The organism is Frigoribacterium sp. 9N, assembly GCF_902506305.1.
GTDB lineage: Bacteria > Actinomycetota > Actinomycetes > Actinomycetales > Microbacteriaceae > Frigoribacterium.
The window spans coordinates 2,409,958-2,435,062 of sequence record NZ_LR733392.1 but is presented as its reverse complement, the minus strand read 5'-3'; the positions used below and the strand labels follow the sequence as shown (position 1 = coordinate 2,435,062).

General features: G+C 71.9%; 22 protein-coding genes. 12 read left to right on the top strand and 10 right to left on the bottom strand.

The features are described from left to right. Positions 1-30: 30 nt before the first annotated feature. Genes ARTHRO9V_RS14560 through ARTHRO9V_RS14550 form a run of 3 tightly spaced genes read right to left on the bottom strand, consistent with a single transcriptional unit; the run spans position 31 to position 2,983 of the window. Complete coding sequence (locus tag ARTHRO9V_RS14560; RefSeq protein WP_056044437.1) at positions 31-828, bottom strand: ABC transporter ATP-binding protein; 798 nt, start codon at positions 826-828, stop codon at positions 31-33. Then, positions 825-1,925 (bottom strand): iron chelate uptake ABC transporter family permease subunit, encoded by a 1,101-nt coding sequence (locus ARTHRO9V_RS14555; RefSeq protein WP_236557061.1) that lies wholly within the window; start codon positions 1,923-1,925, stop codon positions 825-827. Before ARTHRO9V_RS14555 ends, ARTHRO9V_RS14560 begins: the two co-directional genes overlap by 4 nt. Continuing rightward, entirely contained in the window at positions 1,922-2,983 is a 1,062-nt protein-coding gene (locus ARTHRO9V_RS14550; protein ID WP_159828268.1) for an iron ABC transporter permease, read from the bottom strand. The genes ARTHRO9V_RS14555 and ARTHRO9V_RS14550 overlap by 4 nt, the downstream gene beginning before the upstream one ends. Positions 2,984-3,115: 132 nt before the next feature. On the opposite strand from ARTHRO9V_RS14550, the gene ARTHRO9V_RS14545 reads away from it, so the two are divergent. The 4 genes from ARTHRO9V_RS14545 to ARTHRO9V_RS14530 all read left to right on the top strand — a co-directional run bounded on the left by ARTHRO9V_RS14545 (position 3,116) and on the right by ARTHRO9V_RS14530 (position 6,921). Next, positions 3,116-4,114 (top strand): iron-siderophore ABC transporter substrate-binding protein, encoded by a 999-nt coding sequence (locus tag ARTHRO9V_RS14545; protein WP_159828265.1) that lies wholly within the window; start codon positions 3,116-3,118, stop codon positions 4,112-4,114. 50 nt (positions 4,115-4,164) lie between these two features. Beyond that, positions 4,165-4,524 carry a hypothetical protein gene (locus ARTHRO9V_RS14540; protein ID WP_056044444.1) on the top strand — a complete coding sequence of 120 codons (360 nt, stop codon included), beginning with the start codon at positions 4,165-4,167 and terminating at the stop codon, positions 4,522-4,524. A 91-nt stretch (positions 4,525-4,615) separates the two neighbouring features. Further along, a complete protein-coding gene (locus ARTHRO9V_RS14535) occupies positions 4,616-5,968 on the top strand; it encodes an alpha-amylase family glycosyl hydrolase (RefSeq protein WP_159828262.1) in 1,353 nt (450 codons plus the stop codon). 131 nt (positions 5,969-6,099) lie between these two features. After that, positions 6,100-6,921: a hypothetical protein gene (locus tag ARTHRO9V_RS14530; RefSeq protein ID WP_159828260.1), complete on the top strand. Its 822-nt coding sequence runs from the start codon at positions 6,100-6,102 to the stop codon at positions 6,919-6,921. 109 nt (positions 6,922-7,030) lie between these two features. Here ARTHRO9V_RS14530 and rlmC read toward each other — a convergent pair whose 3' ends face one another. Both rlmC and ARTHRO9V_RS14520 read right to left on the bottom strand, forming a co-directional pair. Next, positions 7,031-8,215, bottom strand: coding sequence for a 23S rRNA (uracil(747)-C(5))-methyltransferase RlmC (gene rlmC, locus ARTHRO9V_RS14525; protein ID WP_159828257.1), 1,185 nt, complete (start codon positions 8,213-8,215; stop codon positions 7,031-7,033). A 67-nt stretch (positions 8,216-8,282) separates the two neighbouring features. Beyond that, positions 8,283-9,008 (bottom strand): sulfite exporter TauE/SafE family protein, encoded by a 726-nt coding sequence (locus tag ARTHRO9V_RS14520; protein ID WP_159828254.1) that lies wholly within the window; start codon positions 9,006-9,008, stop codon positions 8,283-8,285. A gap of 222 nt (positions 9,009-9,230) precedes the next feature. Here ARTHRO9V_RS14520 and lysS point away from each other — a divergent pair, with 222 nt between their 5' ends. The 5 genes from lysS (at position 9,231) to ARTHRO9V_RS14495 (ending at position 15,205) form a co-directional block, all read left to right on the top strand. After that, positions 9,231-10,751 (top strand): lysine--tRNA ligase, encoded by a 1,521-nt coding sequence (gene lysS / locus ARTHRO9V_RS14515; RefSeq protein WP_056044078.1) that lies wholly within the window; start codon positions 9,231-9,233, stop codon positions 10,749-10,751. A 163-nt stretch (positions 10,752-10,914) separates the two neighbouring features. Further along, positions 10,915-11,205, top strand: a complete 291-nt coding sequence (locus ARTHRO9V_RS14510) for a hypothetical protein (protein WP_159828251.1) — start codon at positions 10,915-10,917, stop codon at positions 11,203-11,205. A gap of 418 nt (positions 11,206-11,623) precedes the next feature. Then, positions 11,624-12,646 carry a sigma-70 family RNA polymerase sigma factor gene (locus tag ARTHRO9V_RS14505; RefSeq protein WP_056044073.1) on the top strand — a complete coding sequence of 341 codons (1,023 nt, stop codon included), beginning with the start codon at positions 11,624-11,626 and terminating at the stop codon, positions 12,644-12,646. 393 nt (positions 12,647-13,039) lie between these two features. Further along, positions 13,040-14,050, top strand: a complete 1,011-nt coding sequence (locus tag ARTHRO9V_RS14500) for a hypothetical protein (protein ID WP_159828248.1) — start codon at positions 13,040-13,042, stop codon at positions 14,048-14,050. A gap of 303 nt (positions 14,051-14,353) precedes the next feature. Then, positions 14,354-15,205, top strand: coding sequence for a serine protein kinase RIO (locus tag ARTHRO9V_RS14495; protein ID WP_123571158.1), 852 nt, complete (start codon positions 14,354-14,356; stop codon positions 15,203-15,205). A 295-nt stretch (positions 15,206-15,500) separates the two neighbouring features. On the opposite strand, the gene ARTHRO9V_RS14490 is transcribed toward ARTHRO9V_RS14495, so the two are convergent. Further along, entirely contained in the window at positions 15,501-16,499 is a 999-nt protein-coding gene (locus ARTHRO9V_RS14490; RefSeq protein WP_159828245.1) for an NAD(+)/NADH kinase, read from the bottom strand. A gap of 195 nt (positions 16,500-16,694) precedes the next feature. Between ARTHRO9V_RS14490 and ARTHRO9V_RS14485 the strand changes: the two genes are divergently transcribed. Together ARTHRO9V_RS14485 and ARTHRO9V_RS14480 are read left to right on the top strand one after the other, a co-directional pair. After that, positions 16,695-19,184, top strand: a complete 2,490-nt coding sequence (locus ARTHRO9V_RS14485; protein ID WP_159828242.1) for an ATP-dependent Clp protease ATP-binding subunit — start codon at positions 16,695-16,697, stop codon at positions 19,182-19,184. Between the two features lie 191 nt (positions 19,185-19,375). Next, the gene (locus ARTHRO9V_RS14480) at positions 19,376-19,981 is read left to right on the top strand and encodes an amino-acid N-acetyltransferase (protein WP_159828239.1); all 606 of its coding nucleotides are present in this window, start codon (positions 19,376-19,378) and stop codon (positions 19,979-19,981) included. Between the two features lie 136 nt (positions 19,982-20,117). Here ARTHRO9V_RS14480 and ARTHRO9V_RS14475 read toward each other — a convergent pair whose 3' ends face one another. The 3 genes from ARTHRO9V_RS14475 to ARTHRO9V_RS14465 form a co-directional block, all read right to left on the bottom strand. Continuing rightward, positions 20,118-20,618 carry a hypothetical protein gene (locus ARTHRO9V_RS14475; protein ID WP_052505199.1) on the bottom strand — a complete coding sequence of 167 codons (501 nt, stop codon included), beginning with the start codon at positions 20,616-20,618 and terminating at the stop codon, positions 20,118-20,120. A gap of 13 nt (positions 20,619-20,631) precedes the next feature. Continuing rightward, positions 20,632-21,312 (bottom strand): hypothetical protein, encoded by a 681-nt coding sequence (locus tag ARTHRO9V_RS14470; protein ID WP_159828236.1) that lies wholly within the window; start codon positions 21,310-21,312, stop codon positions 20,632-20,634. A 451-nt stretch (positions 21,313-21,763) separates the two neighbouring features. Beyond that, the gene (locus ARTHRO9V_RS14465) at positions 21,764-22,801 is read right to left on the bottom strand and encodes an aldo/keto reductase (RefSeq protein WP_123571020.1); all 1,038 of its coding nucleotides are present in this window, start codon (positions 22,799-22,801) and stop codon (positions 21,764-21,766) included. Positions 22,802-22,977: 176 nt separating this feature from the next. On the opposite strand from ARTHRO9V_RS14465, the gene ARTHRO9V_RS14460 reads away from it, so the two are divergent. After that, entirely contained in the window at positions 22,978-24,117 is a 1,140-nt protein-coding gene (locus ARTHRO9V_RS14460; RefSeq protein WP_159828233.1) for an AraC family transcriptional regulator, read from the top strand. Between the two features lie 370 nt (positions 24,118-24,487). On the opposite strand, the gene dcd is transcribed toward ARTHRO9V_RS14460, so the two are convergent. Beyond that, positions 24,488-25,075 carry a dCTP deaminase gene (gene dcd / locus ARTHRO9V_RS14455; protein WP_159828230.1) on the bottom strand — a complete coding sequence of 196 codons (588 nt, stop codon included), beginning with the start codon at positions 25,073-25,075 and terminating at the stop codon, positions 24,488-24,490. Positions 25,076-25,105: the final 30 nt, after the last annotated feature.

The following is a 25,105-nucleotide window of genomic DNA, read 5'->3' as shown; positions in this document are numbered from 1 at the left end:
CTCGCAGGAGCCCCGGGGGCCCACCCGAACTCAGCGGCGGCGCGGCACGACCATCGGCGACCCGGTCACGGGGTCCGGCACGACGACGCAGGGCAGGTCGAACACGTCGGTGACGAGTTGCTCGGTCAGTACTTCGGCCGGGGTGCCCGTCGCCACGACGTCGCCGTCGGCCATCACGATCAGGTCGGTCGCGTACCGCGCGGCCTGGTTCAGGTCGTGCAGCACCGCGACCACGGTCGTGCCCTGCCCGTGCAGCCGGGCGAACAGGTCGAGCAGGTCGTACTGGTGGGCGATGTCGAGGTAGGTCGTCGGCTCGTCGAGCAACAGCACCGGCGTCTGCTGTGCGAGCGCCATCGCGACCCACACCCGCTGGCGCTGCCCGCCCGACAGCTCGTCGACGGGCACGTCGACCAGCTCGGTGAGGTCGGTCTCGGCCAGGGCCGCGTCGACGGCCTCGCGGTCGGTGCCGGTCCACTGCCGGAAGAGACCCTGGTGCGGGTAGCGGCCGCGCGCGACGAGCTCGGCGACCGTGATGCCGTCGGGTGCGGTCGAGGTCTGGGGCAGCAGGCCGACGATGCGGGCCACCTCCTTCGCCGGCACGCCCGCGAGCTCGCGTCCGTCGAGCAGGACCGACCCCGACCGGGGCTTCAGGAGGCGCGCGAAGGCCCTCAGGAGGGTCGACTTCCCGCAGGCGTTCGGCCCGACGATGACGGTGAACGAGCCGTCGCGCACGTCGGCGTCGACGGCCTCGCTCACCGTCCGTCGGTCGTAGGCGAGGTGCGCGCCGCGGGCCACGAGGCGGGAGGGGCGGGTGTCGTCGGCGTTCACGCGGACCTCCGGGATTCCGAGACGAGCAGGGTGATCAGGTAGACCCCGCCGATCACGAGGGTGACGAGGCCGACCGGCACCGGGTTGGCGGCCACGTGCTGGGCGACGAGGTCGGCGACGAGCAGGAGCACCCCGCCGACGAGTCCGCCGGCGACGAGCGGCACCCCGGCCGACCGCACCAGGCGTCGGGCCAGCTGCGGTGCGGCCAGGGCCACGAACGCGATCGGCCCGGTGCTGGCGGTCACCACGGCGGTCAGCGCGACGCCGACGACGACGAGCGCCAGGCGCGACCGCTCGGCGCCGAGGCCGTGCGACCGGGCGGCGTCGTCGCCGAGCTCGAGCTGCCGGAGGGGACGCGACAACGCCATGACCAGCGGGGTCAGCACGACGAGCAGCACCAGCGCCGGGACGAGCTGCTTCCAGCCGACCAGCGCGAGCGAGCCCGCCCCCCAGAACGACGCGGTCAGGGCGACCTCGTTCTGCGCGGTCAGCAGCAACCAGCTGTTGACCGAGTGCAGCAGGGCCGTGACGCCGATGCCCACGATGATCAGCCGCAGCCCGTGCACGCCGCGACGGTAGGCCAGCAGGTAGACGACCAGCGCGGTGACGAGCCCGCCGATCAGGGCGCCGGCCGCCGTGCCGATCGTCGAGGCCGCACCCGACACGATGACGACGATCGCCCCGGTGTAGGCGCCGGTCGAGAAGCCGATCACGTCGGGCGAGCCCAGCGGGTTGCGGGTCAAGGACTGGAAGACGGCGCCCGAGACGCCGAGTGCGGCGCCGAAGACGAGGGCCGCGAGGACGCGCGGCAGCCGCCAGTTCAGCACGATGGTCGAGGCGAACCCGTCGCCGCCGAACAGCGCCCGCACGACCTGGGGCGGGCTGAGCGGGTAGTCGCCGATGCCGAGGGCGACGATCGCGACGACGACGGCCACCACGACCAGCGTCAGCGTCGCCGTGCGTCGCCGGCCGCCGGTCGAGCGCCACGAGCGCAGGAGGCGCGGGCCGACACCCGGGGAGGTCGACGTCGTCCGCGTACCCGACGACGTGCCCGTGCCCCGGGTCGGGCGCGTGTCCGGCCCCGTGCCCCGGGTCACGCGCCACCCACCCGTCGGCGTCGGGCGATCGCGATGAGCACGGGGGCGCCGACGGCGGCCGTGACGAGGCCCGCGGCCAGCTCGCCCGGGGGAGCGACCACGCGGCCGAGGACGTCCGCGAGCAGCAGCAGCACCGGCCCGAGCACGGCCGAGAGGGCGGTGGTCCACGGCTGGCTGGGCCCGACGACGCCGCGGGCGGCGTGCGCGACCATGAGCCCCACGAACGCGATGGGCCCGACCACCGCGGTCGCGCCTCCGGCCAGCAGGGTGACGACGACCAACGAGACGACGCGCACGGCCGGCACCGAGACGCCGACCGACGCGGCGTGCTCGTCGCCGAGCGCGACGGCGTCGAGCGGGCGCGAGGCGATCAGGGCGACGACGACCCCGGCCGCCACGAAGGGCAGCACCGTGAGCACGGGCTCCCAGCCGCGGTCGGCGAGCGAGCCGACCTCCCACGCGCGGACGGCGTCGAAGCGGCGGGGATCGGCCAGCACGATCGACGAGGTGATCCCCGCGAGCACCGACCCGAGCGCGAGGCCGGCGAGGGTCAGGCGGGCGGGACCACCGCCTCCTCGTCCGGCGCCGCCGATCAGGGCGACGGCGACCGTCGCGACGCCCGCGCCGACGAACGAGAACCAGACCCAGCCGCTCGCCGAGGTGACCCCGGCGAAGCCGACCGCGAGGGCGACGGCGAAGGCGCTGCCCGAGGTGACGCCGAGGATGCCCGGGTCGGCCAGCGGGTTGCGCGTCACGGCCTGCACGACGGCCCCGGCGACCCCGAGCCCGGCGCCGGCCACGATCGCGGCGACCGTCCGCGGCAGGCGGAGGTCGAGCACGGCGGTGGCGTCGGCGGTGTCGCGGCTCGCGGCGCCGGTGAGGATGCGCAGCACCTCGTCGAACGCGACCGGCCGCGCGCCGACGGCGAGTCCCAACACGACGGCGAGGGCCAACAGGGCCAGGGCGGCCACGAGGGCGAGGAGGCGCGTGCGGGTGCGCCGGGAGCCCCGCGTCGGTCGCGGGGCACGGCCGACCGTGAGCGCTCGGGGCATCGCCATGATGATTAGCTTAGGCTACCCTCACTTGGAGTCCGGCCGGGTGGCGCACGTCGTCGCCCGGAACCGACCCCCGCACCCGACCTTCCGCCCGACACCACGTCACAGCACCGACGTCACAGCCCTGAGGAACACATGCGCAAGACACTCTCGATCGCCGCCGCCGTCGCGGTCGCCACCCTCGCCCTGGCTGGCTGCTCGGCCGACGCCGACCCGGACGACGCCGCCGGCGGCGGAGCCTCGGGCGGATCGGGCGCGTTCCCCGTCTCGATCGACACGAAGTTCGGCGAGGTCACCATCGACCAGAAGCCGACGCGCGTCGTCGCGCTCGGCTGGGGCGACGCCGAGACGGCGCTCGCGCTGGGCGTGCAGCCCGTGGGGGCCTCGGACTGGCTCGCCTTCGGTGACGAGGCCGACGGCGTCGGCCCCTGGGCACAGGGTCTCTACGACCAGGCCCCCGAGATCATCGGCACCCTCGAGCCCTCCTACGAGGCCATCGCGGCCCTCGAGCCCGACGTCATCCTCGACACGAAGAGCTCGGGCGACCAGGAGCGCTACGACCGACTGTCGAGCATCGCCCCGACCGTGGGCGTGCCCGAGGGAGGCGACAGCTACCTGACCGACTTCGAGGACCAGATGGAGCTCGTCTCGAAGGCACTCGGTGAAGAGGCCAAGGGTGAGCAGCTCGTCGACGAGAACGAGAAGGCCGTCGAGGCCGTCGCCGACGCCCACCCCGAGTGGAAGGGCAAGACGATCACCGCCGCCACGAAGACCAGCGAGGGCTGGGGTGCCTACGTCGAGGACAGCGAGCGGGTAGAGCAGCTCGAGGAGCTCGGCTTCGAGCAGAACCCCGCCATCTCGGCGCTGTCCCCGAACGCCGGTGGCTTCTCGGTGTCGATCTCGAGCGAGCAGCTCGACCAGATCGACGCGGACGTCATCGTGGCCTTCCCGATCTACATCGACACCACTGAGATCACCGACGACCCGCAGTGGAAGGCCCTGTCGGCGGTGCAGGACGGCCACGCCGTCGTCATCGACGGCGACGTCGCCGCGGCGTACTCGCTCGGTTCGGCGCTCTCGCGTCAGTACGCGCTCGACCAGCTGGTGCCGCTGCTCGAGGGCGCCACGGAGTAGTCGCTGCACCCGTGCGGGCCGAATCGCTGCAGAGGGTGAAAGATGTTCTGGTGACCCACGAGCTGCACGACCTGATGACCCCCGAGAAGAACGTCCAACGCATCATGTGGACCGGCACGATCTGGTTCGTCGCCGCGGTCGGCAGCGTGGCGGTGGCCATGGGGCTGCTGCTCGCGACCGGCTGGCGGCCGGCCCTCCTCTCGGCCGGGCTCGCGACGTTGTTCTGGGTCGGTGCCGCGCTGGTCGCCCTGAGCGTCGGGCTCATCGGGTGGTCGGGCTGCCCGATCCTCGAGGTCGACGTCCCCACGGCCGACCGCAACAAGACCCGCACGATGCAGGCCGGCACGATGCTGTTCATCGTCGGCGGGGCGGCCGCCCTGCTCGCCGTCCTGCTCGGCCCCGCGAGCTGACGCCGACGCCCCGCGAGCTGCGCCCCGCGAGCTGCGCCCCGCGAGCTGGGCGGGGGACACCTCACGACCGCCCGTCACTAGGGTGGCGCGAATGAGCGAACACGAGTCCCCGACGACGGCCACCGCCCTGCCGGGCCCCTCCTGGACCGAGCACGTCGTGTGGTGGCACGTGTACCCCCTCGGGTTCGTCGGGGCGGACACGACGGGAGCGGACCGCTCGCCGGCACCGCGCCTCCTCGATCTCGTGCCGTGGCTCGACCACCTGCTGGCCCTCGGCGCCAACGGGCTCGCCCTCGGGCCGGTCTTCGCGTCCTCGACCCACGGCTACGACACCATCGACTGGTTCGCGGTCGACCCGCGCCTCGGCACCGAGGCCGACCTCGTCACCCTGATCGAGGCCGCCCACGCGAAGGGCGTCAAGGTCATGCTCGACGGCGTCTTCAACCACGTCGGCCCCGAGTTCCCCGCGCTGGTCGAGGCACGTCGCGACCCCGACTCGAGCGCGGCCTCCCTGTTCCGGCGCGAGGACGACGGCAGCCTGGGCACCTTCGAGGGGCACGGCGGGCTCATCGCCCTCGACCACTCGTCGCCCGAGGTCGCCCGCACGGTCATGGACGTCCTGACGTACTGGGCCGACCGCGGTGCCGACGCCTGGCGGCTCGACGCCGCCTACTCGGTGCCGTCGTCGTTCTGGGCGACCGTGCTGCCGCCGCTCCGCGAACGGCACCCCGACGTGTACGTCGTGGGCGAGGTGCTGCACGGCGACTACGCGGCGGCCGTCCGTGACGGAGGCCTCGACTCGGTGACCCAGTACGAACTGTGGCAGGGCGTCTGGCACGCCCTGGCCGAGGTCAACCTGTTCGAGCTCGAGTGGGCGCTGCAGCGCCACGACGGGTTCCTCGACGACTTCGTGCCGCTGACCTTCGTCGGCAACCACGACGTCACGCGCATCGCCAGCCAGATCGACGACGACCGCCACCACGCCCACGCGATCGTGCTGCTCTTCACCCTCGGCGGCACGCCCTCGGTCTACTACGGGGACGAGTTCGGCCTGCGGGCCGTCAAGGAGGCGAGGGTCGGCGGCGACGACGCGGTGCGTCCGGCGTTCCCCTCGACGCCTGCCGAGGCTCCGGGTGCCGGCGTCCCGGACGCCCTCCCCGAGGTCCTCGCCCTGCACCAGGAGCTGATCGGCGTGCGACGTCGGCACCCGTGGCTGCACACCGCCCGCAGCCGCACCGTGTCGGTCGCGAACGAGTCGCTCGTGCTCGAGGTCACGGGCGCCGGGGCGGGCCGGTCGCTCGTCGTCGCGCTGAACCTCGGCGACGACGAGCTGCGCGTGGCCGACCCGGCCCCGGGCGAGTGGGTGGCCGGTCGGGACGCGGGCCTCGACGGCGACGTCCTGTCGGTGGGGCCGCACGGCTGGGCGGTCGTCGCGCGCGCCTGACCCGGCCCGCACGGCTGGGTGGTCGTCGCGCGCGCCTGACCCGGCCCGCGCCTCCGGGGTCCCTCCGACGCTCGTGGGCATCCCCTGGGAGTCGCGACGAACCCGGGCGGGCCGTCGCTACCGTGCCACGCATGGCTAAGACACGAGAGCTACTCATGACCTCGACCCTCGCCGTCGGTGCGCTGGTCGCCGCCACCGGATGCACCTCCGACCCCGCCGTGACGGCCCCGACCGCCGCGGCGACCGGCGTGCCGAGCGCCCCCGCGACGAGCGCGACCCCCGCCGGTTCCGAACAGGACTCGGCCGAGCAGGCGATCGTCGTCCGCTACCTCGACGCGATCTCGGGCGGCGACACGGCGGCGGCCTGGGCCCTGTTGACCCCCGAGGCGCAGCAGTTCTACGGCGCCGAGCGGACCTTTGCCGAGTACTCGCCGGTGGACGGCACGGTGACGCCCGACGAGGCGTCGGTCCTGGTCGACGCCGACCTGGCCGTGGCCGAGGGGCCCGAGGGCGCGTTCACGCTGGTGAGCGCCACGACCGACGACCTCGCCGACGCCTGGATCGTGCACGAGACGGCCGACGGCCTGCGCGTCGACGACGCCGGCGTGCCGCCGACCGGCGACTCGGTCTACGAGTGGGACAACCCGGCCGTCGGGGCCGAGGACCAGAGCGCAGGAGGCGCGGTGTACGACACCACGGCCCCCGCGTCGATCTCGTTCGCCAGCCCGTTGAGCCAGGACCAGACCGAGCCGAGCGTCGTCGGCTACCCCGACACGCTCTGGGCCTTCCTCGACGGTCAGCAGCTGCCGTCGATCGAGGCCGTGTCGGCCGGCTCGGGCAAGCGCTTCACGACCGAGGTCGGCGAGTCGAGCGGGGCCGGCCGCGGCCTCACCGTCGTGTGGCAGACGGGCGACGACTCGCTCGGCTGGCGCAGCAGCACCGTCGTGCTCTGAGCCCCGGCCCGGCAGGGCGTCCGCCGCGAACCCCGTTCACGAAGACGAACCCCGTTCAAGCAGGGTTCATCTTCGTGAACGGGGTTCGTCGTCGGGAGGCGGGGAGCGCTCAGCGGCGGCGCAGCAGGGCCATCGCCTCGAGGTGCGGCGTCTGCGGGAACATGTCGAACACGCGCGCGGCGACCACGTCGAACGACGGCATCGCGTCGAGATCGCTCGCCAGGGTGACGGGGTTGCAGCTCGAGTAGACGACGTGCTCGACGTCCGACCCCTCGAGCCAGCCGGCCAGCGTCGCCCCGATGCCGCGTCGCGGCGGGTTGACGATCACGAGCTCCGGAGGCGCGGTGCCGGTACCCGAGGGCCCCGCCCCCGCGGACGCGCCCGTCGCGAACCGGGTCGCGTCGTCCGCCGCGAAGCGCACGTGCTCGAGGCCTGCGCGACGGGCGCTGCCCCGGGCGCTGGCCACCGCCTCCTCGCTGGTCTCGATGCCGACGACCTCGCGGTGCGCGTGTCGACTCGAGCGGCCGGCGCCCGGGCGCGCGACGTGCAGGGCGAAGCCTCCGACGCCGCAGTAGAGGTCCCACACGGTGGCCGGGTCGATCGCGTCGACCCATTCGGCGGCCTGCGCGTACAGCCCGGCCGCGATCGCCGTGTTCGTCTGGAAGAAGCTCTGGGGGCGCAGCTCGAGGTCGACCCCGCCGAGGTGCATGGTGAGCGTCTCGCGGTCGGTCAGCACGATCTCGTCGGTGCCCTCGAGCACGGCCTTGTGCTCGGGCAGCAGGTTGACCGACACGACCGCGACCCGGGGCAGGGCCTCGAGCAGCCAGGGCAGTTCGGACCGCAGCCGGGGCAGGGCCTGCTCGCTGCGCAGCACGAAGCGCACCATCAGCTCGCCCGAGGGCGACTCGGTGACGTGCACGTACTTCGCCTCGCCGCGGCGTCGCGGGACGTCGTAGGGCAGGAGGCGCGCCCGGGTCACGAACGCCGCCAGCGTCGGCAGCGCCTCCTGGATTCCTGACGTGTGCAGCCCGCAGCCGCGCAGGTCGACGCCCTGCCCGCGGCCGTCGAGGATGCCGAGCGTCGGCTCGTCGATCGTGCCGCCGACGACCATCTTCGCCTTGTTGCGGAACCCCGACTCGGGGCCGGTCAGCGTCGGCAGCCAGGCCGAGGGCGCATGGCTCTCGCCGAGGAGGTCGCGGACGCGCGCCTCCTTCTCGGCGACCTGGACCGGGTAGGGGCGGTCGAGGAGCGTGCACGAACGGCACAGCCCCGCGTCGAAGTAGTCGCACTGCATGGCGGGCCGAGTCTAGGCGAGGGGCGTGGGGTGGCGACCCGCGCCTCCTCGGCTGGGTGCGGCCGGGTCAGAGCTGGGTGATGCCGCGCACGAGGGCGAGGGCGCTGCCGACGGCCGCGAGCGTCAGGACGAGGATGCGGCCGACCCGGGCCGGGACGACCTTGCTGAGGTGGTGTCCGACGAAGGCGCCGACGAACAGCAGGCCGAGGGCTCCCGCCCAGACGGGGACCGGCTCGGACGGGATGCCCTTCGTCAGCACCGAGGTCAGGTTGATCGCCAGCAGGAACACCTGGCCGGTGCCGACGAAGACCTCCCGGGGCCAGCGGTCGCTGGTGGCGTGCACCGTCAGCGCCGGACCGCCGACGCCGGCCGTGACGTTCATGAAGCCGCCGAGGGCGCCCGCGGCCACGGCGCCGACGCGGCCGGGCAGGAGGCGCGCGCGGCTCGAGAACGCCATCACGAGCACCCCGACCAGGGCCAGGGCGCCCACCGCGATGGTCAGCGGACCGGTCGGGGCGGTCTGCACGACCCACGCGCCGATCGGGATCGTCACGAGGGCGGGCAGGACGAGGAGGGCCGCCGTCCGCCACCGCACCGTGCGCCAGGTGCTCGCCAGCACGACCAGCGCGAGCACGGCGGCGAGGGCGTTGCCGACCGAGACGCCGGCCTCGGGGCCGAGCACCACCACGAGGAGGGGTGCGGCGGTGAGCGCGAAGCCGATGCCCGCCATGCGCTGCGTGAGGGCGCCGACCACGATGGCCGCGGCGACGAGGGCGAGCGTCAGCGGGGTCACGCCGCCACGCTACCCGGCGTGCCGGGCCGGGCTGCGCCGTGCCGGGCTGTGCCGGGCGTGCGTGCCGGGTCGGCATGGCGCCAGGAGATGGTCACAGCGCCAGGACTAGTCGTGGTGCGGTGGCCATCTCGTGGTGCTGTGGTGCTGGTGCTGGTGCTGGGGCCGGGGCGCGGGCGGGGCTGAGGCAGGGGCCCCCTCCACCACCCCAGGAGCACCTGACACATGACCGCCGCGCCCGACCCGACCACCACCCCCGACGACGAGGCGGCCACCGCCGCGCGCGAGGCGTCGGAGCAGAAGCAGGTGCGGCTCGACAAGCGCGCCCGCCTGCTCGAGGCCGGCGTCGAGGCGTACCCGGTCGGCGTGCCGATCACCGACACGATCGGTGCGGTCCGCGCCCGGTACGCCGAGCTCGAGACCGACAGCCGCTCGGGTGACGTCGTCGGGCTGGCCGGTCGCGTCGTGCACGCCCGCAACACGGGCAAGCTCTGCTTCGCCGCGCTCCAGGCGGGCGACGGCAGCCGCATCCAGGCCATGGTCTCGCTCGCCGAGGTCGGCGAGCAGCGCCTCGCCGACTGGAAAGAGCTCGTCGACCTGGGCGACCACGTCTTCGTGAAGGGCGAGGTCATCTCGTCCCGTCGCGGCGAGCTGTCGATCATGGTCGGCGAGTGGTCGATCGCGGCCAAGGCGATCCTGCCGCTGCCGAACCTGCACTCCGAGCTCAGCGAGGAGACGCGCGTGCGTCAGCGCTACCTCGACCTGATCGTGCGCGACCAGGCCCGCGCCACCGTCCGCGCCCGGGCCGCCGCGGTCTCGTCGCTGCGCCGCACCTTCGACTCGTACGAGTACCTCGAGGTCGAGACGCCCATGCTGCAGACCATGCACGGCGGCGCCGCGGCCCGACCGTTCCAGACGCACAGCAACGCCTTCGACACCGAGCTGTACCTGCGCATCGCGCCCGAGCTGTTCCTCAAGAGGGCCGTCGTCGGCGGCATCGACCGCGTCTTCGAGATCAACCGCAACTTCCGCAACGAGGGCGCCGACTCGACGCACTCGCCCGAGTTCGCGATGGTCGAGGCGTACCAGGCCTACGGCGACTACGACCAGATGGCCCGCCTCACGCAAGAGCTCGTGCAGAACGCCGCCATGGCCGTCTCCGGCTCGCACCTCGTCACCCTCGCCGACGGCACCGAGTACGACCTCGGCGGCGAGTGGGCCCGCGTGCCGATGTACGAGTCGCTCAGCGAGGCCGCCGGAGTCGAGATCACGCCGTCGACCACCGTCGCCGACCTGCAGGCGCTCGCCGCCACCGTCGACCTGGTCGTGCCGCACGAGACCCACGGCAAGCTCGTCGAAGAGCTCTGGGAGCACTTCGTCAAGCCGTCGCTCGACCGCCCGACCTTCGTGGTCGACTTCCCGGTCGACACGAGCCCGCTCGTCCGCCAGCACCGCTCGAAGCCCGGCGTCGTCGAGAAGTGGGACCTCTACGTCCGCGGCTTCGAGCTCGCCACCGCGTACTCCGAGCTGGTCGACCCGGTGATCCAGCGCGAGCGCTTCGTCGAGCAGGCCGCCCTCTCGGCCCGCGGCGACGCCGAGGCCATGCGCCTCGACGACGACTTCCTCACCGCACTCGAGCACGGCATGCCGCCGAGCGGCGGCATGGGCATGGGCATCGACCGCCTCCTGATGGCGATCACGGGCCTCGGCATCCGCGAGACGATCCTCTTCCCGCTGGTCAAGTAGCGCCCGCGCCCGCGCTCGCGCTCGTGTTCGCGTTCGCGCGGGGGTGCGGACGCTCGCGCGTCGGGTGCAGGAGGCGCGGTGCCGGTCGGGCACCGCGCCTCCGTCGTCTCGGCGTCGAGAGGTGCACGTGGTTTTCCCCGGGAGGGCGACGTACCCTGGTCGGGTGCCTGAGTCCCTTGCCGGAGCCATCGTCTTCTCCGTGACGCCCACCATCCTCGTGGGCCTCATCTTCTGGTTCATCGTCCGGGCACTGCTGCGCTCCGACCGCACCGAGCGGGCCGCCTACGCCAAGGTCGAGGCCGAAGAGCGCGCCCGGGCCGAGGCGGAAGAGCGCGCCGAGTCGCGTGAGCTGTCCGGCCGCGCCGGCGCTACCGGCACCTCGGGCCTGTCCGACCGCTCGGATCTGTCCGACCGCTCCGACCTGTCCGACCGCTCGGGCCGCCGCACGGTCTAGTCCGGCCTCTCCCGCCGCCGGGTGGGTCGCCGACGGGTGCGCCGGTGACACGGGTGCGCCGGTGACGGGCGCGCCGGTGACGCGCGCGTCCTCGGGTCACGGCACCGCGCCTCCTGGGCTCGCGGTGTCGTTCGTCGTACCCCGACAGATCGGCCGCCGAGTTTCCGGTGAGCGACCTGGGAATGTGTACCCCCGGCGTGATAGCGACCGCCTATACCCGATTCGGGCTGCTGTCAAACGTCGTTCGCCTTCGTACCCCGTCGACGTCGAAACTCTGGACGTGCGCTCGGAGTAGTCCCGTCAGGGCCTGCACCAGCTTTTTTCCGCACGCCCCCGCACGCCAGACTCGAAGTACGCCGACGAGCTTCACGAACTAATCGACGCGACACCAGGTCAGTACTCGAGCAGGGAGAGAACGATGACGACCACTTCCGTCACCACGCGCAACACCACCACAGCAACCGACGACACCGAGGTCGAGGTCCTGTCGCAGGTCCGAGGGGCCTCCACCGACCAGGTCGGCGACTACCTCCGCCACATCGGCCGCATGCCGCTGCTCGACGCAGCGGAAGAGACCGAGATCGCCCGCCGCATCGAGGTCGGCCTGTTCGCCGGCGAGAAGCTCAAAGAGCTGCAGGCCGCCGACGCGGTCAAGAAGAACCGCACCAAGGCCCACGCCGAGATGCTCCGCGACCTCCGCTGGCTGCAGCACGACGGCGAGCGTGCGAAGGACCGCATGATCACCGCGAACCTCCGCCTCGTCGTCAGCATCGCCAAGCGCTACACGCAGCGCGGCCTGCCCTTCATGGACGTCATCCAGGAGGGCAACCTCGGCCTCGTCCGTGCCGTCGAGAAGTTCGACTACACGCAGGGCTACAAGTTCTCGACCTACGCCACCTGGTGGATCCGTCAGGCCATCGCCCGCGGCCTCGCCGACAAGGCGCGCGCCATCCGCATCCCGGTGCACACGGTCGAGCGCATCAACCGCATCTCGCGGGCCGAGCGTGACCTGACCGTCGACCTGGGCCGTGCGCCCACCGTCGACGAGGTGGCCGAAGAGGTCGCCATGGACGTCGCCGACCTCATCGAGCTGAAGTCCCGTTCGCACGAGCCGGTGTCGATCCACACCGTCGTCGGCGACGCAGAAGACAGTGAACTGGGCGACTTCATCGAGGACGAAGAGACCCCGTCGCCCACGCAGGCCACCGAGAGCTCGCTGCTCAACCGCGACATGCACGCCCTCGTGGCAACGCTGCCTGAAGACGAGGCGCGCGTCATCCGCATGCGCTTCGGCCTCGACGACGACCAGCCGATGACCCTCGACGAGATCTCGAAGCGCGTCCACTCGTCGCGCCAGGCCGTCTCGCGCGTCGAGAGCCGTGCCCGCCTCCGCATGTTCGCGAAGGCCGTGAGCCAGGACCTCCAGCTCTACCTGCAGTAGGTCGTATGCGGTCACGCCGCACGCTGCACCACGCGAGGGCCATCGCCCGGGTCACCCTGGGCGGCGGCCCTTCGTCGTGTCCGGGGGTCGCGTCGTGTCTCGTGCCGTGCCGTGGCGCCCCGCACCGCGCCTCCTCGGAGCCGCGAGTGGGCAGAACATGCTCTTCGCGATTCCCCGAGCAGCATCTTCTGCCCACTCGCCGCCGATCGGTCTCGTCAGCCGGAGGCCACTTCCGCCGACTGGGCAGATCTTGCCCTTCGCGGGGTCGGGAGCAGCATCTTCTGCCCGTTTGGGCCGTGCGGCGTCTGGTCCCCAGAGGCGACGCGTTCGCACCGATCCCGAGGCGACGACATCAGGAGGTGCGGGTCGCGTTCCGGCGGGCACTCTCGACGAGTGCCGCGCATCGTCGTCCCCCTCCCGCTCGCCGATCGCCCCTTCGCCGTCGACGAGGCCCACCGTGCGGGTCTCAGGGTCGGGCGTCTCCGGGGTGCCGACCTCGAGGCTCCGCACCGCGGCGTCCGGCGCCTCGTCGGCCGGGGCTCCGAACCGCACGACCCGGACGACCCGCACGACCCGCACGACCCGCAGACCGCCCTGCTGGCGAGTGCCCGGGCGTTGCTTCCGGTGATGCTCGACGACTGGCGTTTCTCCCGGGTGACGGCTCTGGGCCTGTGGGGTCTTCCCGTGCCGTGGTGGGTCCGCGACGGCAGAGAACCACTCCACGTCACCTCGATCGAGGGGCGTGGCCCGCGACGGCCTGGTGTCGCCACGCATCGGGCAGGGGCGGCCGCCTCCCGGGCCGACCCGACGGACCGTCGTGCAGGACTCGGTCCGTCCGACCGGCCCCCGATGTCGCGGGTCGACGGTCTGCCGGTCGACGAGCCGGTCACGGCGTGGGTGGAGTGCGGGTCGCTGCTGTCGCTCACCGACCTCGTCCGGGCCGGAGATGCGTTGGCCGGCTGCTGGTCCCCCCACGTGGCTGCTCGGGAACGACCGGTCGCGCAACTCGAGCGTGCGCTCCACGACGCCCGGGGTCGGCGTGGCGTCGCCCGTGTCCGAGAGGCCTTCGCACTCGTCCGACCCGGGGTCGAGTCGCCGAAGGAGACCGAGCTCCGCCTGCTCCTGACCCGGGCGGGACTCCCGGAGCCCGAGATTAACGTGCGCACGTACGACGACCGTGGGCGCTACCTCGGCAAGCCCGACCTCCGGTACGCGTGGTGCGGGGTGGCCGTCGAGTACGAGGGTGACGAGCACCGCCGCGACCCCGGGCGCTTCCGACAGGACATCCTGCGCCGCGAGAGGTTCGCCGATGCCGGTTGGCGCACCGTCCGGTGCACGGACGACGATCTCCACGGGCGACGGGCCGACGAACTCGTCGCCCGCGTGCGTCGCCTGCTGTCGTGACTCGGCCGAGTGGGCAGAAGATGCGCTTCGTTTCCGTCCGAAGAGCATCTTCTGCCCACTCGACCGGCAGGGGATCGAGAGAAACGACCGTCGACAGGGGAGGCGCGGGGCGGTACCGTGAGCGGACCAGGGCCACGAGATGGCCGGGCCACGAGACGCTCCACGAGAGGGGTGATGAGCATTACTGCCGTCGACGCATGCCACGCGTACCCCACTCACCCCGAGACCCTCCGCCCGTAGCGACAGCCGCGCGACCCTCGTCGCGCCCGCCGGGCCGGTCTCACGCCTCCCCTGGAGCACCGCTTGTCCTTCTCCGACGATTTCGTCGTCCCCACCTTCTCCACCGTCGACCCCGACTCCGACGCCGACCAGCGCTGGTCCACCTGGCCGGCCGCCACCCCCACCGAACGCGGACCTCGGCCCTGGCCCGCCTGGGTCGTGACCTCCGCGGCCGCGATCGACACCGAGCTCGGCGTCGTCAAGACCGGCAAGGAGGCCGACGTCCACCTGATCGACCGAGCCGTGCCGACGGACGTCGTGCTGGGCGCCGGTGACGGAGCCCGCGCCTCCTTGCTGGCCGCGAAGCGGTACCGCGGGCCTGAGCAGAGCGACTTCCACCGTTCGTCCGAGTACCGCGAGGGCCGTCGCGTGCGCAACACCCGCGACGGCCGGGCGATGGCACGCGGCTCGGCGCACGGCCGCCGCGTGCAGGCCGGGCTCTGGGCCGCGGCCGAGTTCGACGCGCTCTGCCGCATGCACTCCCTCGGCGTCGCCGTGCCGTACCCGGTGCAGATCAGCGGCACCGAGATCCTGATGGAGTTCGTCGGGCACGGGGCCGAGGCCGCCCCACGCCTCGCCCAGGTCAAGGACGACGGCGCCATGCTGTGGCCGCTGTTCGAGCAGGTGCACGAGATCGTGATCGGCTTCGCCCGGGCCGGCTTCGCCCATGGTGACCTCTCGCCGTACAACCTGCTCGTGCACGACGGGCGCGTGGTCGCCATCGACGTGCCCCAGCTGGTCGACGTGGCGAGCAACCCGACCGGCGTCGAGCTGCTCGAACGCGACTGCCGCAACGTCTGCGCCTGGTTCGCCCGGCGCGGGTTCGTCCGCGACCCCGAGCAGGTCTTCGCCGAGGCGCTGGGCGAGGTGTACTAGGCCGGGCCGGGGCCGGGCCGGGCCGGGCTGGACGGCCGGGCCGGGCTGGACGGCCGAGCCGGGGCCGGGGCCGGGTCCGGGCGGCGGCAGGGTGGGCGTGTTCGTGGGATTCGGGCGTCCGCGGCCGCCCGCCGTGGCCGAACCTGCCCGGGTCCGCGGCGGCTGCCCCGGTCGCACGACGGCGGCAGAGCGCAGGAGGCGCGGCGCGCGATCACCGCGCACCGCACCTCCTGAAGGCGAGCGCGTCGGCGCCCGGGGCTGATGCCCCTGGGCAGCGGCAGCGGCAGCGGCCGCGTCAGTGCAGGGGGCTGATGCCGGTGACGGCGGTGTCGTCGTCGTGGGTGACACCGGCGAGGCCGCCGGCGCGTTCGGCTCGCTCGCGGAAGCGGGCCCGGACGTCGGTGGGGACGAGCTCGAGCAGCTGGTCCTCACGCAACGGCAGGTCGAGCAGGCTGAGCTTCAGGCGGCCCTTGCGACCGTGTCGGTCGGCGTCGAGCCGGATGACCTGGCCGGCGTCGCGCCGCAGCACGAGCCTGATGACGCAGCCCTCGCTGACGTCGGCGACCACGCGACCGTCGACCTCGAGCGCGGCCGAGTGCGTGCCGTCGCCGATCTCGAAGCGCAACTTCTCTCGCGGGCCGAGGACGACCGAGCGGTCGATGCCCGACATCGGCGCCACCGGGGTGACCACGACGGCCGCGATCGCGGGGGACAGGATCGGCCCGCCCGCGGCGTAGTTGTAGGCGGTCGACCCGGCGGGGGTGGCCGCGACGATCGCGTCGGCCTTGTAGTAGCCGTAGGGCGTCTCGTCGAGGACGAGGTCGGCCGAGACGACGCCCTCGCCCGGACGGCGGGCCACCGAGACGTCGTTGAAGGCCAGGTAGGTGTTCTCGAAGCCGGATGCTGAGTGCGTGACCTCGAGGGCGTGGTGCGCCTCGAGCGAGAACTGCTTCTGGCCGACGCGGTCGAGCGCCTCGGGCAGTTCGTGCGGCTCGACCTCGACCAGGAACCCCACGTTGCCGTAGTTGACCCCGAGCACGGGTACGGGACGTTCGGCGACGAGCCGCATCGCGCCGAGCATCGTGCCGTCGCCGCCGAGGGCCACCACGACGGTGACGCGCTCGCGGAAGGTGCGCTCGTCGACCAGCTCGACGCCGTCGCCGACCCGTGCCGCGTCGGAGGTCATGGCGACGAGGTGCGCCTGTGAGCGGGTCGTCCAGCCGCGGATGATCTCGACGCTGTCGAGCACCGACTTCGTGGGGTGCGGAACGAGGCCGACCGTGAACTTGCCCATGGACGCGAGGCTAGCCGCCACCCCTGTCAGCGCGCCCCGTCAGCCCGCCTGCGCACTGCTCTATGCCCCCAGCGAACAGGGGCAGATTAAGCCGCGGGGCCTGGTTACTCTCTCTGTAAACCGGTGCCGAACCCTGCGGGCGCCAGATGCACATTCGGTGGCGACAACCACCCCGCCACCTAGGGAGCAAAGAAGATGTTCGAGAGATTCACCGACCGTGCCCGTCGCGTCGTCGTCCTCGCCCAAGAAGAGGCGAAGATGCTGAACCACAACTACATCGGCACCGAGCACATCCTGCTCGGTCTGATCCACGAGGGCGAAGGCGTCGCCGCCAAGGCCCTCGAGTCGCTGGGCATCTCGCTCGACGCCGTGCGCGAGCAGGTGCAAGACATCATCGGCCAGGGCCAGCAGCAGCCGACCGGCCACATCCCCTTCACGCCTCGTGCCAAGAAGGTCCTCGAGCTGAGCCTGCGCGAGGCGCTGCAGCTCGGCCACAACTACATCGGCACCGAGCACATCCTGCTCGGCCTCATCCGCGAGGGTGAAGGAGTCGCCGCCCAGGTGCTCGTGAAGCTCGGCGCCGACCTCAACCGGGTCCGCCAGCAGGTCATCCAGCTCCTCTCCGGCTACCAGGGGAAAGAGGCGGTGGCCGTGGGCGGCGAACAGACCCAGGGCGCGCAGGGCGGCAGCCAGGTGCTCGACCAGTTCGGTCGCAACCTGACGCAGGCCGCGCGCGACAACAAGCTCGACCCGGTCATCGGGCGCGAGAAAGAGATGGAGCGGGTCATGCAGATCCTCTCCCGTCGCTCCAAGAACAACCCCGTCCTGATCGGTGAGCCCGGCGTCGGCAAGACCGCCGTCGTCGAGGGCCTGGCCCAGGCGATCGTCAAGGGCGAGGTCCCCGAGACCCTGAAGGACAAGCAGCTCTACTCGCTCGACCTCGGCTCGCTCATCGCCGGCAGCCGCTACCGCGGTGACTTCGAGGAGCGCCTGAAGAAGGTCACCAAAGAGATCCGCACGCGCGGCGACATCATCGTCTTCATCGACGAGATCCACACCCTCGTGGGTGCGGGTGCCGCCGAGGGCGCCATCGACGCCGCGTCGATCCTCAAGCCGCTGCTCGCCCGTGGCGAGCTGCAGACGATCGGTGCGACCACGCTCGACGAGTACCGCAAGCACTTCGAGAAGGACGCCGCCCTCGAGCGCCGCTTCCAGCCGGTGCAGGTCAACGAGCCCTCGCTGCCCCACGCGATCAACATCCTCAAGGGGCTGCGCGACAAGTACGAGGCCTTCCACAAGGTGTCCATCACCGACGGTGCCATCGTCGCGGCGGCGAACCTCGCCGACCGCTACGTCAGCGACCGCTTCCTGCCCGACAAGGCCATCGACCTGATCGACGAGGCCGGCGCCCGCCTGCGTCTGTCGATCCTGTCGGCACCGCCCGAGCTGCGCGAGTTCGACGAGCGCATCGCCGGTGTCCGCGGCCAGAAAGAGGGCGCGATCGAGGACCAGGACTTCGAGAAGGCCGCCTCGCTGCGCGACGAGGAGAAGAAGCTGCTCGGTGAGCGCCTCCGTCTCGAGAAGACGTGGCGTTCGGGCGAGGCCGGAGCCGGCGGAACCGTCGACGAGGGCATCATCGCCGAGGTCCTGGCCCAGGCCACGGGCATCCCGGTCTTCAAGCTCACCGAAGAAGAGACCTCGCGTCTCGTCTTCATGGAGAAGGCCCTGCACCAGCGCGTCATCGGTCAGGAGCAGGCCATCGCGGCCCTCTCGAAGACCATCCGCCGCACGCGTGCCGGCCTGAAGGACCCCAAGCGTCCCTCCGGTTCGTTCATCTTCGCCGGGCCCACCGGTGTCGGCAAGACCGAGCTGGCCAAGGCGCTCGCCGAGTTCCTGTTCGACGACGAGGGCGCGCTGATCTCGCTCGACATGTCCGAGTACGGCGAGAAGCACACCGTCTCGCGTCTGTTCGGCGCCCCTCCCGGATTCGTCGGCTTCGAAGAGGGCGGGCAGCTGACCGAGAAGGTCCGCCGCAAGCCGTTCTCCGTGGTGCTGTTCGACGAGATCGAGAAGGCCCACCCCGACATCTTCAACTCGCTGTTGCAGGTGCTCGAAGAGGGTCGTCTCACCGACGGTCAGGGTCGTGTCGTCGACTTCAAGAACACGGTCATCATCATGACGACCAACCTCGGCACGAAGGACATCACCGGCGGCCCCGTCGGCTTCCAGATCGAGGGCGACACGGCGACCTCCTACGAGCGCATGCGTTCGAAGGTCACCGAAGAGCTCAAGAAGCACTTCAAGCCCGAGTTCCTGAACCGCGTCGACGAGACGATCGTGTTCCCGCAGCTCAACCAAGAAGAGCTGCTGCAGATCGTCGACCTGTTCGTCAAGCGCCTGTCCGACCGTCTGCTCGACCGCGACATGACGGCCGTGCTGTCGCAGTCCGCGAAGGAGCGTCTCATCGAGATCGGGTTCGACCCGTCGCTCGGTGCCCGGCCGCTGCGTCGTGCGATCCAGCACGAGGTCGAGGACCGTCTGTCCGAGCGCATCCTGCAGGGTGAGCTCAACGCGGGCGACCACGTGCAGGTCGACTTCGTCGACGGGGAGTTCACCTTCGCCACCTCGCGTCAGCCGGGTCGCGAAGAGGTCCTCGTGGGCGACGCCCCCGAGCTCGAGAGCTAGGCGCGACACCAGCACGACGGCAACACCGGCACGACAGCACTACCGAAGGAGGCGCGGGTCGCCTTCGACGCCCGGGGCGGTCTTCCACTGTGGAGGCCGCCCTTCGGCGTACCCGGGGCCGGGTCGCGAACGCGTCGCTAGGCTGGGCGGCGGCCCGCGCCTCCTCGGGTCGTGGTCTTCGAGGGAGTCCCATGTCAGACGCGGCAGACGCGCCCACCGGTGCCGACGGACTCGGCGGTGCCGACCGGCTCGGTGGCGCCGACGCGCTCGGGGGTGCCGACCGGCACGGCATCACGGTGCGGAACGCGGTCGTCAGCGACGTGCCGCACATCCAGCGACTGTGCGAGCCGTTCGTGCAGAAGCGCATCCTGCTCGGCAAGGACCTCGTGACGCTGTACGGCGACGTCCAGGAGTTCCAGATCGCGGTCGGGCCCGACGGGGTGCCGATCGGCTGCGGTGCGCTGCACGTCATGTGGGACGACCTGGCCGAGGTGCGCACGCTCGCCCTCGATGCCGCATGGATCCGCAAGGGGGTCGGCCACCGCCTCCTCGAGTCGCTCGAAGGGGCGGCCCGTCGGCTCGAGATCGGCCGACTGTTCTGCCTGACGTTCGAGGTGGACTTCTTCGAGAAGCACGGCTACCTCAACGTCGGCGACGAGGGGCTCGTGCCGCCGGACGTCTACGGCGAGCTCGTCCGCTCGACCGACGAAGGTGTCGCGGAGTTCCTCGACCTGGCTCGGGTGAAGCCGAACACGCTCGGCAACTCGCGGATGCTGAAGGCGCTGCCCGCGCTGTAGTCGTCCGCGCGCGAACTCGCGCACGAGTTCGCGTTCACCGTGGCCGGTCGAGTGGTCGCGAATCGTCCCTCGTCGCGCTGGGGAGGACGATTCGGGACCACTCGACCCGCGCCTCCTGGGCTCTGGGGGTCCGGCGCTAGCCGAGGGCCTTGAGGAGGTCCTCCGGGTTGGCGGCCATGGTGTGCGGGCCGGCGATGTCGAAGAAGACCTGCTCGATGACGTCGAGGTGGGCCTCGAGGAAGGCGCGCAGCGAGAGCGCGTCGTAGAGCATGACCTGGCGGTTCGGGTCGTCGGGGACCATCGCGGCGTAGGTGTCGTCCGACGAGAAGAGCAGCAGGATGCGCTTGTCGGTGTTCTCGCGGCCGAAGACGCGGACCTGGTCGCCTTCGTCGGGGAGGGCTCCGTCGTCGGGGCCACCGGTGGAGGGTGCGGAGCCGGCGGCGGCGCTCGCGTCGGTCGGCAGCACGAGCTTCGGGACGACGACCACGTCGTGACGCAGGGCGAAGGCGACGGCGGCGGCGTCCTGGGCGGCGAGGGCCAGCTCGAGCGACTCGGAGCGGAAGGTGCCGTTGCGGTCGGCCGGGTCGACGGGCTCGCGGGGGTCGACGGGCTCGGAGGAGGGGGTGGCTGCGTTCACGGGTGGGTCACTGTCAGTTCAGGATCATCTGGGCGGTGTCGGCGGAGGTGATGTCGCCGACCGAGACGGCGAGGCGGTAGGTCGCGCCGCCGGCGGTGACGGGCTCACGCGAGGTCGATTCGCAGGTGTCGGCGGACGAGCGCGTGCGGTCCCAGGCGATGGGGGGAGTGCTGAGGGTCTGGCCGGCGGTGAGCGTGACGACCTGGTTGGTGCCGTTGACCTGGCAGTCCTTCGACGACCAGTACTGCTCTTCGCCGCTCGTGATGACGAGCGTCTGCTGAGCCGAGCCGAGGTCGATCGAGCAGTCGGCGCGGCCCGAGTTGGTGATCGACATCGAGATCTGCGGCAGCTCGGTCGCGGCGTAGCTCGTCTTGTCGGTGACGGGCTTGAGTTCGATGTCGCGGGTCGAGCAGGTTGCGGCGTCGGAGGCGCCCTCGGTCGAGGTGTCGGCCGGGTCGGCGGTGGCGTCAGCCGCAGGGGCGGTCTCGGTGGCGGCCGGTTCGCTGGGGGCGGCATCGGCCGGGGGCGAGGAGGTCGTCGCGGCGGCACCGGGTTCTGCCGAGCCGGACCCGGGGCGGACGACGATCAACACGATGATGACCACGACCGCGATCAGACCGAGCGCGAGCACCGCGCGACGACGCCAGTAGACCGAGGGCGGTTGCGGCCCGACCGGGTTCTTGAACGTCGACATGGGCACAGGTTAAGGGCCGGTCAGGGGGTTGGCCGGGACCAGCGCGGCGTGTGGGCTGAGAATCCGCGTGGAGCGGGGTGCAGGTGCCTGGTGAGGCCGCCGACCCGGGTGTACCCCGGCTGTCTCTTTATACACATCTCCGAGCCCACGAGACGCGTAGTAATCTCGTAGGAGAAAACCTGGCGCGGTGACCATTTCGCGGTGCTGTGCGGTAGAGCGGCACGCGTGACCCAGCATCCCGCCACGAAGTAAACGTCCCGCCACAGGATTGCGTGGCGGGACGTTTACTTCGTGGCGGGATGCTGGGTCACGCGTGCCGCTCTACCGCACAGCACCGCGAAATGGTCACGGCGCCAGGAGAAAACCTGGCGCGGTGACCATCTCGCGGTGTCGTGCGGGATGAACAGCGTGGGGGAGGCGCGGTGCCCGCAGGAGGCGCGCCGCGTCCTGGTCAGCGGCCGCCGGTGATCTTCCGGTCGCGCTGGGCGACCCCTGCCGTGCCGTAGGGGTAGTCGTCGACCCGGGGTGCGCTCGCCGCGGTGAGGCGGGCGACCTCGTCGTCGGTGAGGGCCGCGGCCAGCGCCGACGAACCCAGGTTGTCGTCGAGCTGCTCGACCGTGCGGGCGCCGAGGATCACCGAGGTGACCGCGGGCTGACGCAGCAACCAGGCCAGCGCGACCTGCGAGGCCGAGGCGTCGTGTGCCGAGGCGATCGAGGTGACCGCGTCGAGGACGGTCCAGGTGCGCTCGTCCGCGTTGCGCGCCTCCCAGGCCTCCATGCCGCGTTTCGGGTCCTCGCCGAGGCGGGTGGCCCCGGTGGGCGCCTGGTCGCGGACGTACTTGCCGCTCAACCAGCCGCCGGCCAGCGGCGACCAGGGCAGCAGCCCGATGCCGGCGTCGAGCGAGGCCGGGACGACCTCGTGCTCGATGTCGCGGACGAGCAGGTTGTACTGCGGCTGCAGCGTGACGGGCGGGGCGAAACCGAGGGCCTCGGCGCGGCCGACGGCCTTCGTCACCTGCCACCCGAGGTAGTTCGAGAAGCCGTAGTAGCCGATCTTGCCCGCGCTGATCGCGTCGTCGAGGAACCTCAGCGTCTCGTCGATCGGGGTGAGGTGGTCCCAGGCGTGCATCTGGTAGAGGTCGACGTGCTCCACGCCGAGCCGGGTCAGCGAGGCGTCGAGGGCCTTCGCGAGGTGACGACGCGACAGCCCGACGTCGTTGGGCCCGTCGCCCATGGGGAAGCGTCCCTTGGTCGCGAGCACCACCTGGTCGGCGTCCGTGGGGTGGCTCGCCAGCCACCGGCCGATGATGGTCTCGCTGGTGCCGGCGCTGTAGACGTCGGCGGTGTCGACGAGCGTGCCGCCTCCGGCCACGAAGGCGTCGAGGATGGCGTGCGAGGTCGGTTCGTCGGCTTCGGCGCCGAAGGTCATGGTGCCGAGGGTCAGCTCCGACACCGAGGCTCCACTGTTTCCGAGGGTTCTGTAGTCCATGACCCGACGCTACGCGGACTGCGACCGCACCCGACCGGGCGGTGCCCTGCCCCAGGATGCGGCGCGCGTCCAGTTCGTCTGTTGGATACTCTCGGGTAGGTCACTCGACACCGACGTCGGGAGGACCACCCGGGACCAACCACCCCGGATCACCGTCCCACCCGAGGGGAACGACCGTGACGTCCACACCGCAGGCGGCCTCACCAGTCGCCGGATCAGCTGCACTCCGCACCACGCCCACGAACACCGCGCCGACGGACACCGCGCCCACGGACACCACGCCCACGGACACCGCGCCGACCGACGCCACCACCGATCCGACCGCGGCGCCCCCCAGGGCGCAGACCTTCGAGGCGCTCGTCGACCCGCGGGTCCGCAGCGTCTCGACCACGGATCGCGAGGTCGCGCACGCGCTGATCCGCAAGAACTACAAGATCACGCGACTCGAAGGCGAGGGCCCCGAGCCGTTCACCTACAGTCGCGCCGTGTCCGGCGACACGCGCTTCGCCCTCTGTCGCTTCGAGTACCGGCGGGGACGCCTGCTGTCCGAGAGCGATCCGACCGGGTTCCTCGTCGCCGGCGGCGTGATGGCCGGCCGGTTGTCGCTGCGGACCCGCGACCACGAGCTCAGGGTCGAGCCGGGCGCACCGTTCTCGTTCCCGTCGCACGACGCCAAGGTCATGCTGTCGTACGACCTCGTGCTCGGGCAGGTGATGCTCGACCGCACCGCCGTCGAACGCGAGCTGGAGGCCATGCGGCTCACCGCCCCCGGGGGGCTCCGGTCGACCGCGGCCGAGGCGGTCTCGCCCTCGCTCGGCCGCTACTGGTCCGACCTCGTCCGGCACGTGCACGAGCACGTCATCCGCAACGACGCCGCCATGGCCAGTCAGCTGGTGCGGGGCTCGGCGTTCCGGTCGCTCGTGGCCGCCTACCTCGAGGCCTTCGAGACGAACGTGGTCGGCGTCGGCGGTGCCGACGGCCTCACGCCCCTCCCGTCGACCGTGCGTCGGGCTCGCGACTACATCGAGCAGCACGCGCACGACGACATCGGCGTCGTCGAGATCGCCGAGGCGGCTCGGGTGACCCCCCGCGCCCTGCAGCTGGCGTTCCGTCGCCACCTCGACTCGACGCCCATGGCCGAACTGCGGCGGGCGCGGCTGCGCGGCGCGCACGGGGACCTCGTCATGGCCGATCCGACCCTCGGCCACACCGTCGCGGGCGTGGCGCTCAGCTGGGGTTTCGCCCACGCGGGCCGCTTCGCGGCCCAGTACACGGCCGAGTTCGGGCGGTCACCCCGCGACACCCTCGAAGGGTGACGGGTGACTTTTTGCCACCGCTTCGCAAGCTGAGCTTTCATTTCGTTTTTCGGACATTGCCGGGTTTGCCCGAGGAGCGGAGAGCCGCAGAATGAAGTGGCCTCGCGGTGAAAGGTTCAGGACCGCGAGTCACAGCGCACGAGATCGACGTCGGGTTTCTCTCGTGTCGCCGGGGTGCGGAGGGAGTCGGGTTCCTTCCGCACCCCTTTCTCGTCTCCGGAGGGGGCGACCGTCGGGGACGCGGCCCGCGCCTCCTGCGTTCTCGACGAGCGCGGCGCGAACGCGCGGGGCCAACGCGGCCCGCGCCTCCTGCGTTCTCGACGAGAGCGGCGCGAACGCGCGGCGCCGATGCGGCGCGAGCGCGCAGCGGTCAGTCGCGGGCGGAGACGTCCGTGTGCACGAAGCCCTGGAAGGACCGGCTGGCGGTCGGACCACGCTGACCCTGGTAGCGCGAGCCGTACTCGGAGGAGCCGTACGGGTGCTCGGCGGGTGAGCTGAGCTTGAAGAAGCAGAGCTGGCCGATCTTCATGCCGGGCCAGAGCTTGATCGGCAGGGTGGCGACGTTCGACAGCTCGAGCGTGACGTGCCCGCCGAAGCCGGGGTCGATGAAGCCCGCGGTCGAGTGGGTCAGCAGGCCGAGGCGCCCGAGCGAGCTCTTGCCCTCGAGGCGGGCCGCGACGTCGTCGGGCAGGGTGACGAACTCGTAGGTGCTGCCCAGCACGAACTCGCCCGGGTGCAGGATGAACGGCTCGTCGGCCTTCGCCTCGACCAGGCGGGTCAGCTCGGGCTGGTCCGCGGCCGGGTCGATGAACGGGTACTTGTGGTTGTCGAAGAGCCGGAACAACCGGTCGAGCCGCACGTCGATGCTCGACGGCTGGATCAGCGTCGGGTCGTAGGGGTCGAGGCCGATTCGGCCGGCGTCGAGTTCGAGCTTGATGTCGCGGTCGGAGAGCAGCACGCGACAAGACTAGTCAGCGCGCGCCGGGCC

Bases quoted from the DNA above. Each gene is read 5' to 3' on its own strand.
- ARTHRO9V_RS14550 (WP_159828268.1), bottom strand. From the start codon at position 2,983: ATGGCGATGCCCCGAGCGCTCACGGTCGGCCGTGCCCCGCGACCGACG.
- ARTHRO9V_RS14465 (WP_123571020.1), bottom strand. From the start codon at position 22,801: ATGGACTACAGAACCCTCGGAAACAGTGGAGCCTCGGTGTCGGAGCTG.
- ARTHRO9V_RS14505 (WP_056044073.1), top strand. From the start codon at position 11,624: ATGACGACCACTTCCGTCACCACGCGCAACACCACCACAGCAACCGAC.
- ARTHRO9V_RS14545 (WP_159828265.1), top strand. From the start codon at position 3,116: ATGCGCAAGACACTCTCGATCGCCGCCGCCGTCGCGGTCGCCACCCTC.
- ARTHRO9V_RS14490 (WP_159828245.1), bottom strand. From the start codon at position 16,499: ATGGGCAAGTTCACGGTCGGCCTCGTTCCGCACCCCACGAAGTCGGTG.
- ARTHRO9V_RS14480 (WP_159828239.1), top strand. From the start codon at position 19,376: ATGTCAGACGCGGCAGACGCGCCCACCGGTGCCGACGGACTCGGCGGT.
- ARTHRO9V_RS14485 (WP_159828242.1), top strand. From the start codon at position 16,695: ATGTTCGAGAGATTCACCGACCGTGCCCGTCGCGTCGTCGTCCTCGCC.
- lysS (WP_056044078.1), top strand. From the start codon at position 9,231: ATGACCGCCGCGCCCGACCCGACCACCACCCCCGACGACGAGGCGGCC.
- ARTHRO9V_RS14530 (WP_159828260.1), top strand. From the start codon at position 6,100: ATGGCTAAGACACGAGAGCTACTCATGACCTCGACCCTCGCCGTCGGT.
- ARTHRO9V_RS14535 (WP_159828262.1), top strand. From the start codon at position 4,616: ATGAGCGAACACGAGTCCCCGACGACGGCCACCGCCCTGCCGGGCCCC.
- ARTHRO9V_RS14470 (WP_159828236.1), bottom strand. From the start codon at position 21,312: ATGTCGACGTTCAAGAACCCGGTCGGGCCGCAACCGCCCTCGGTCTAC.
- rlmC (WP_159828257.1), bottom strand. From the start codon at position 8,215: ATGCAGTGCGACTACTTCGACGCGGGGCTGTGCCGTTCGTGCACGCTC.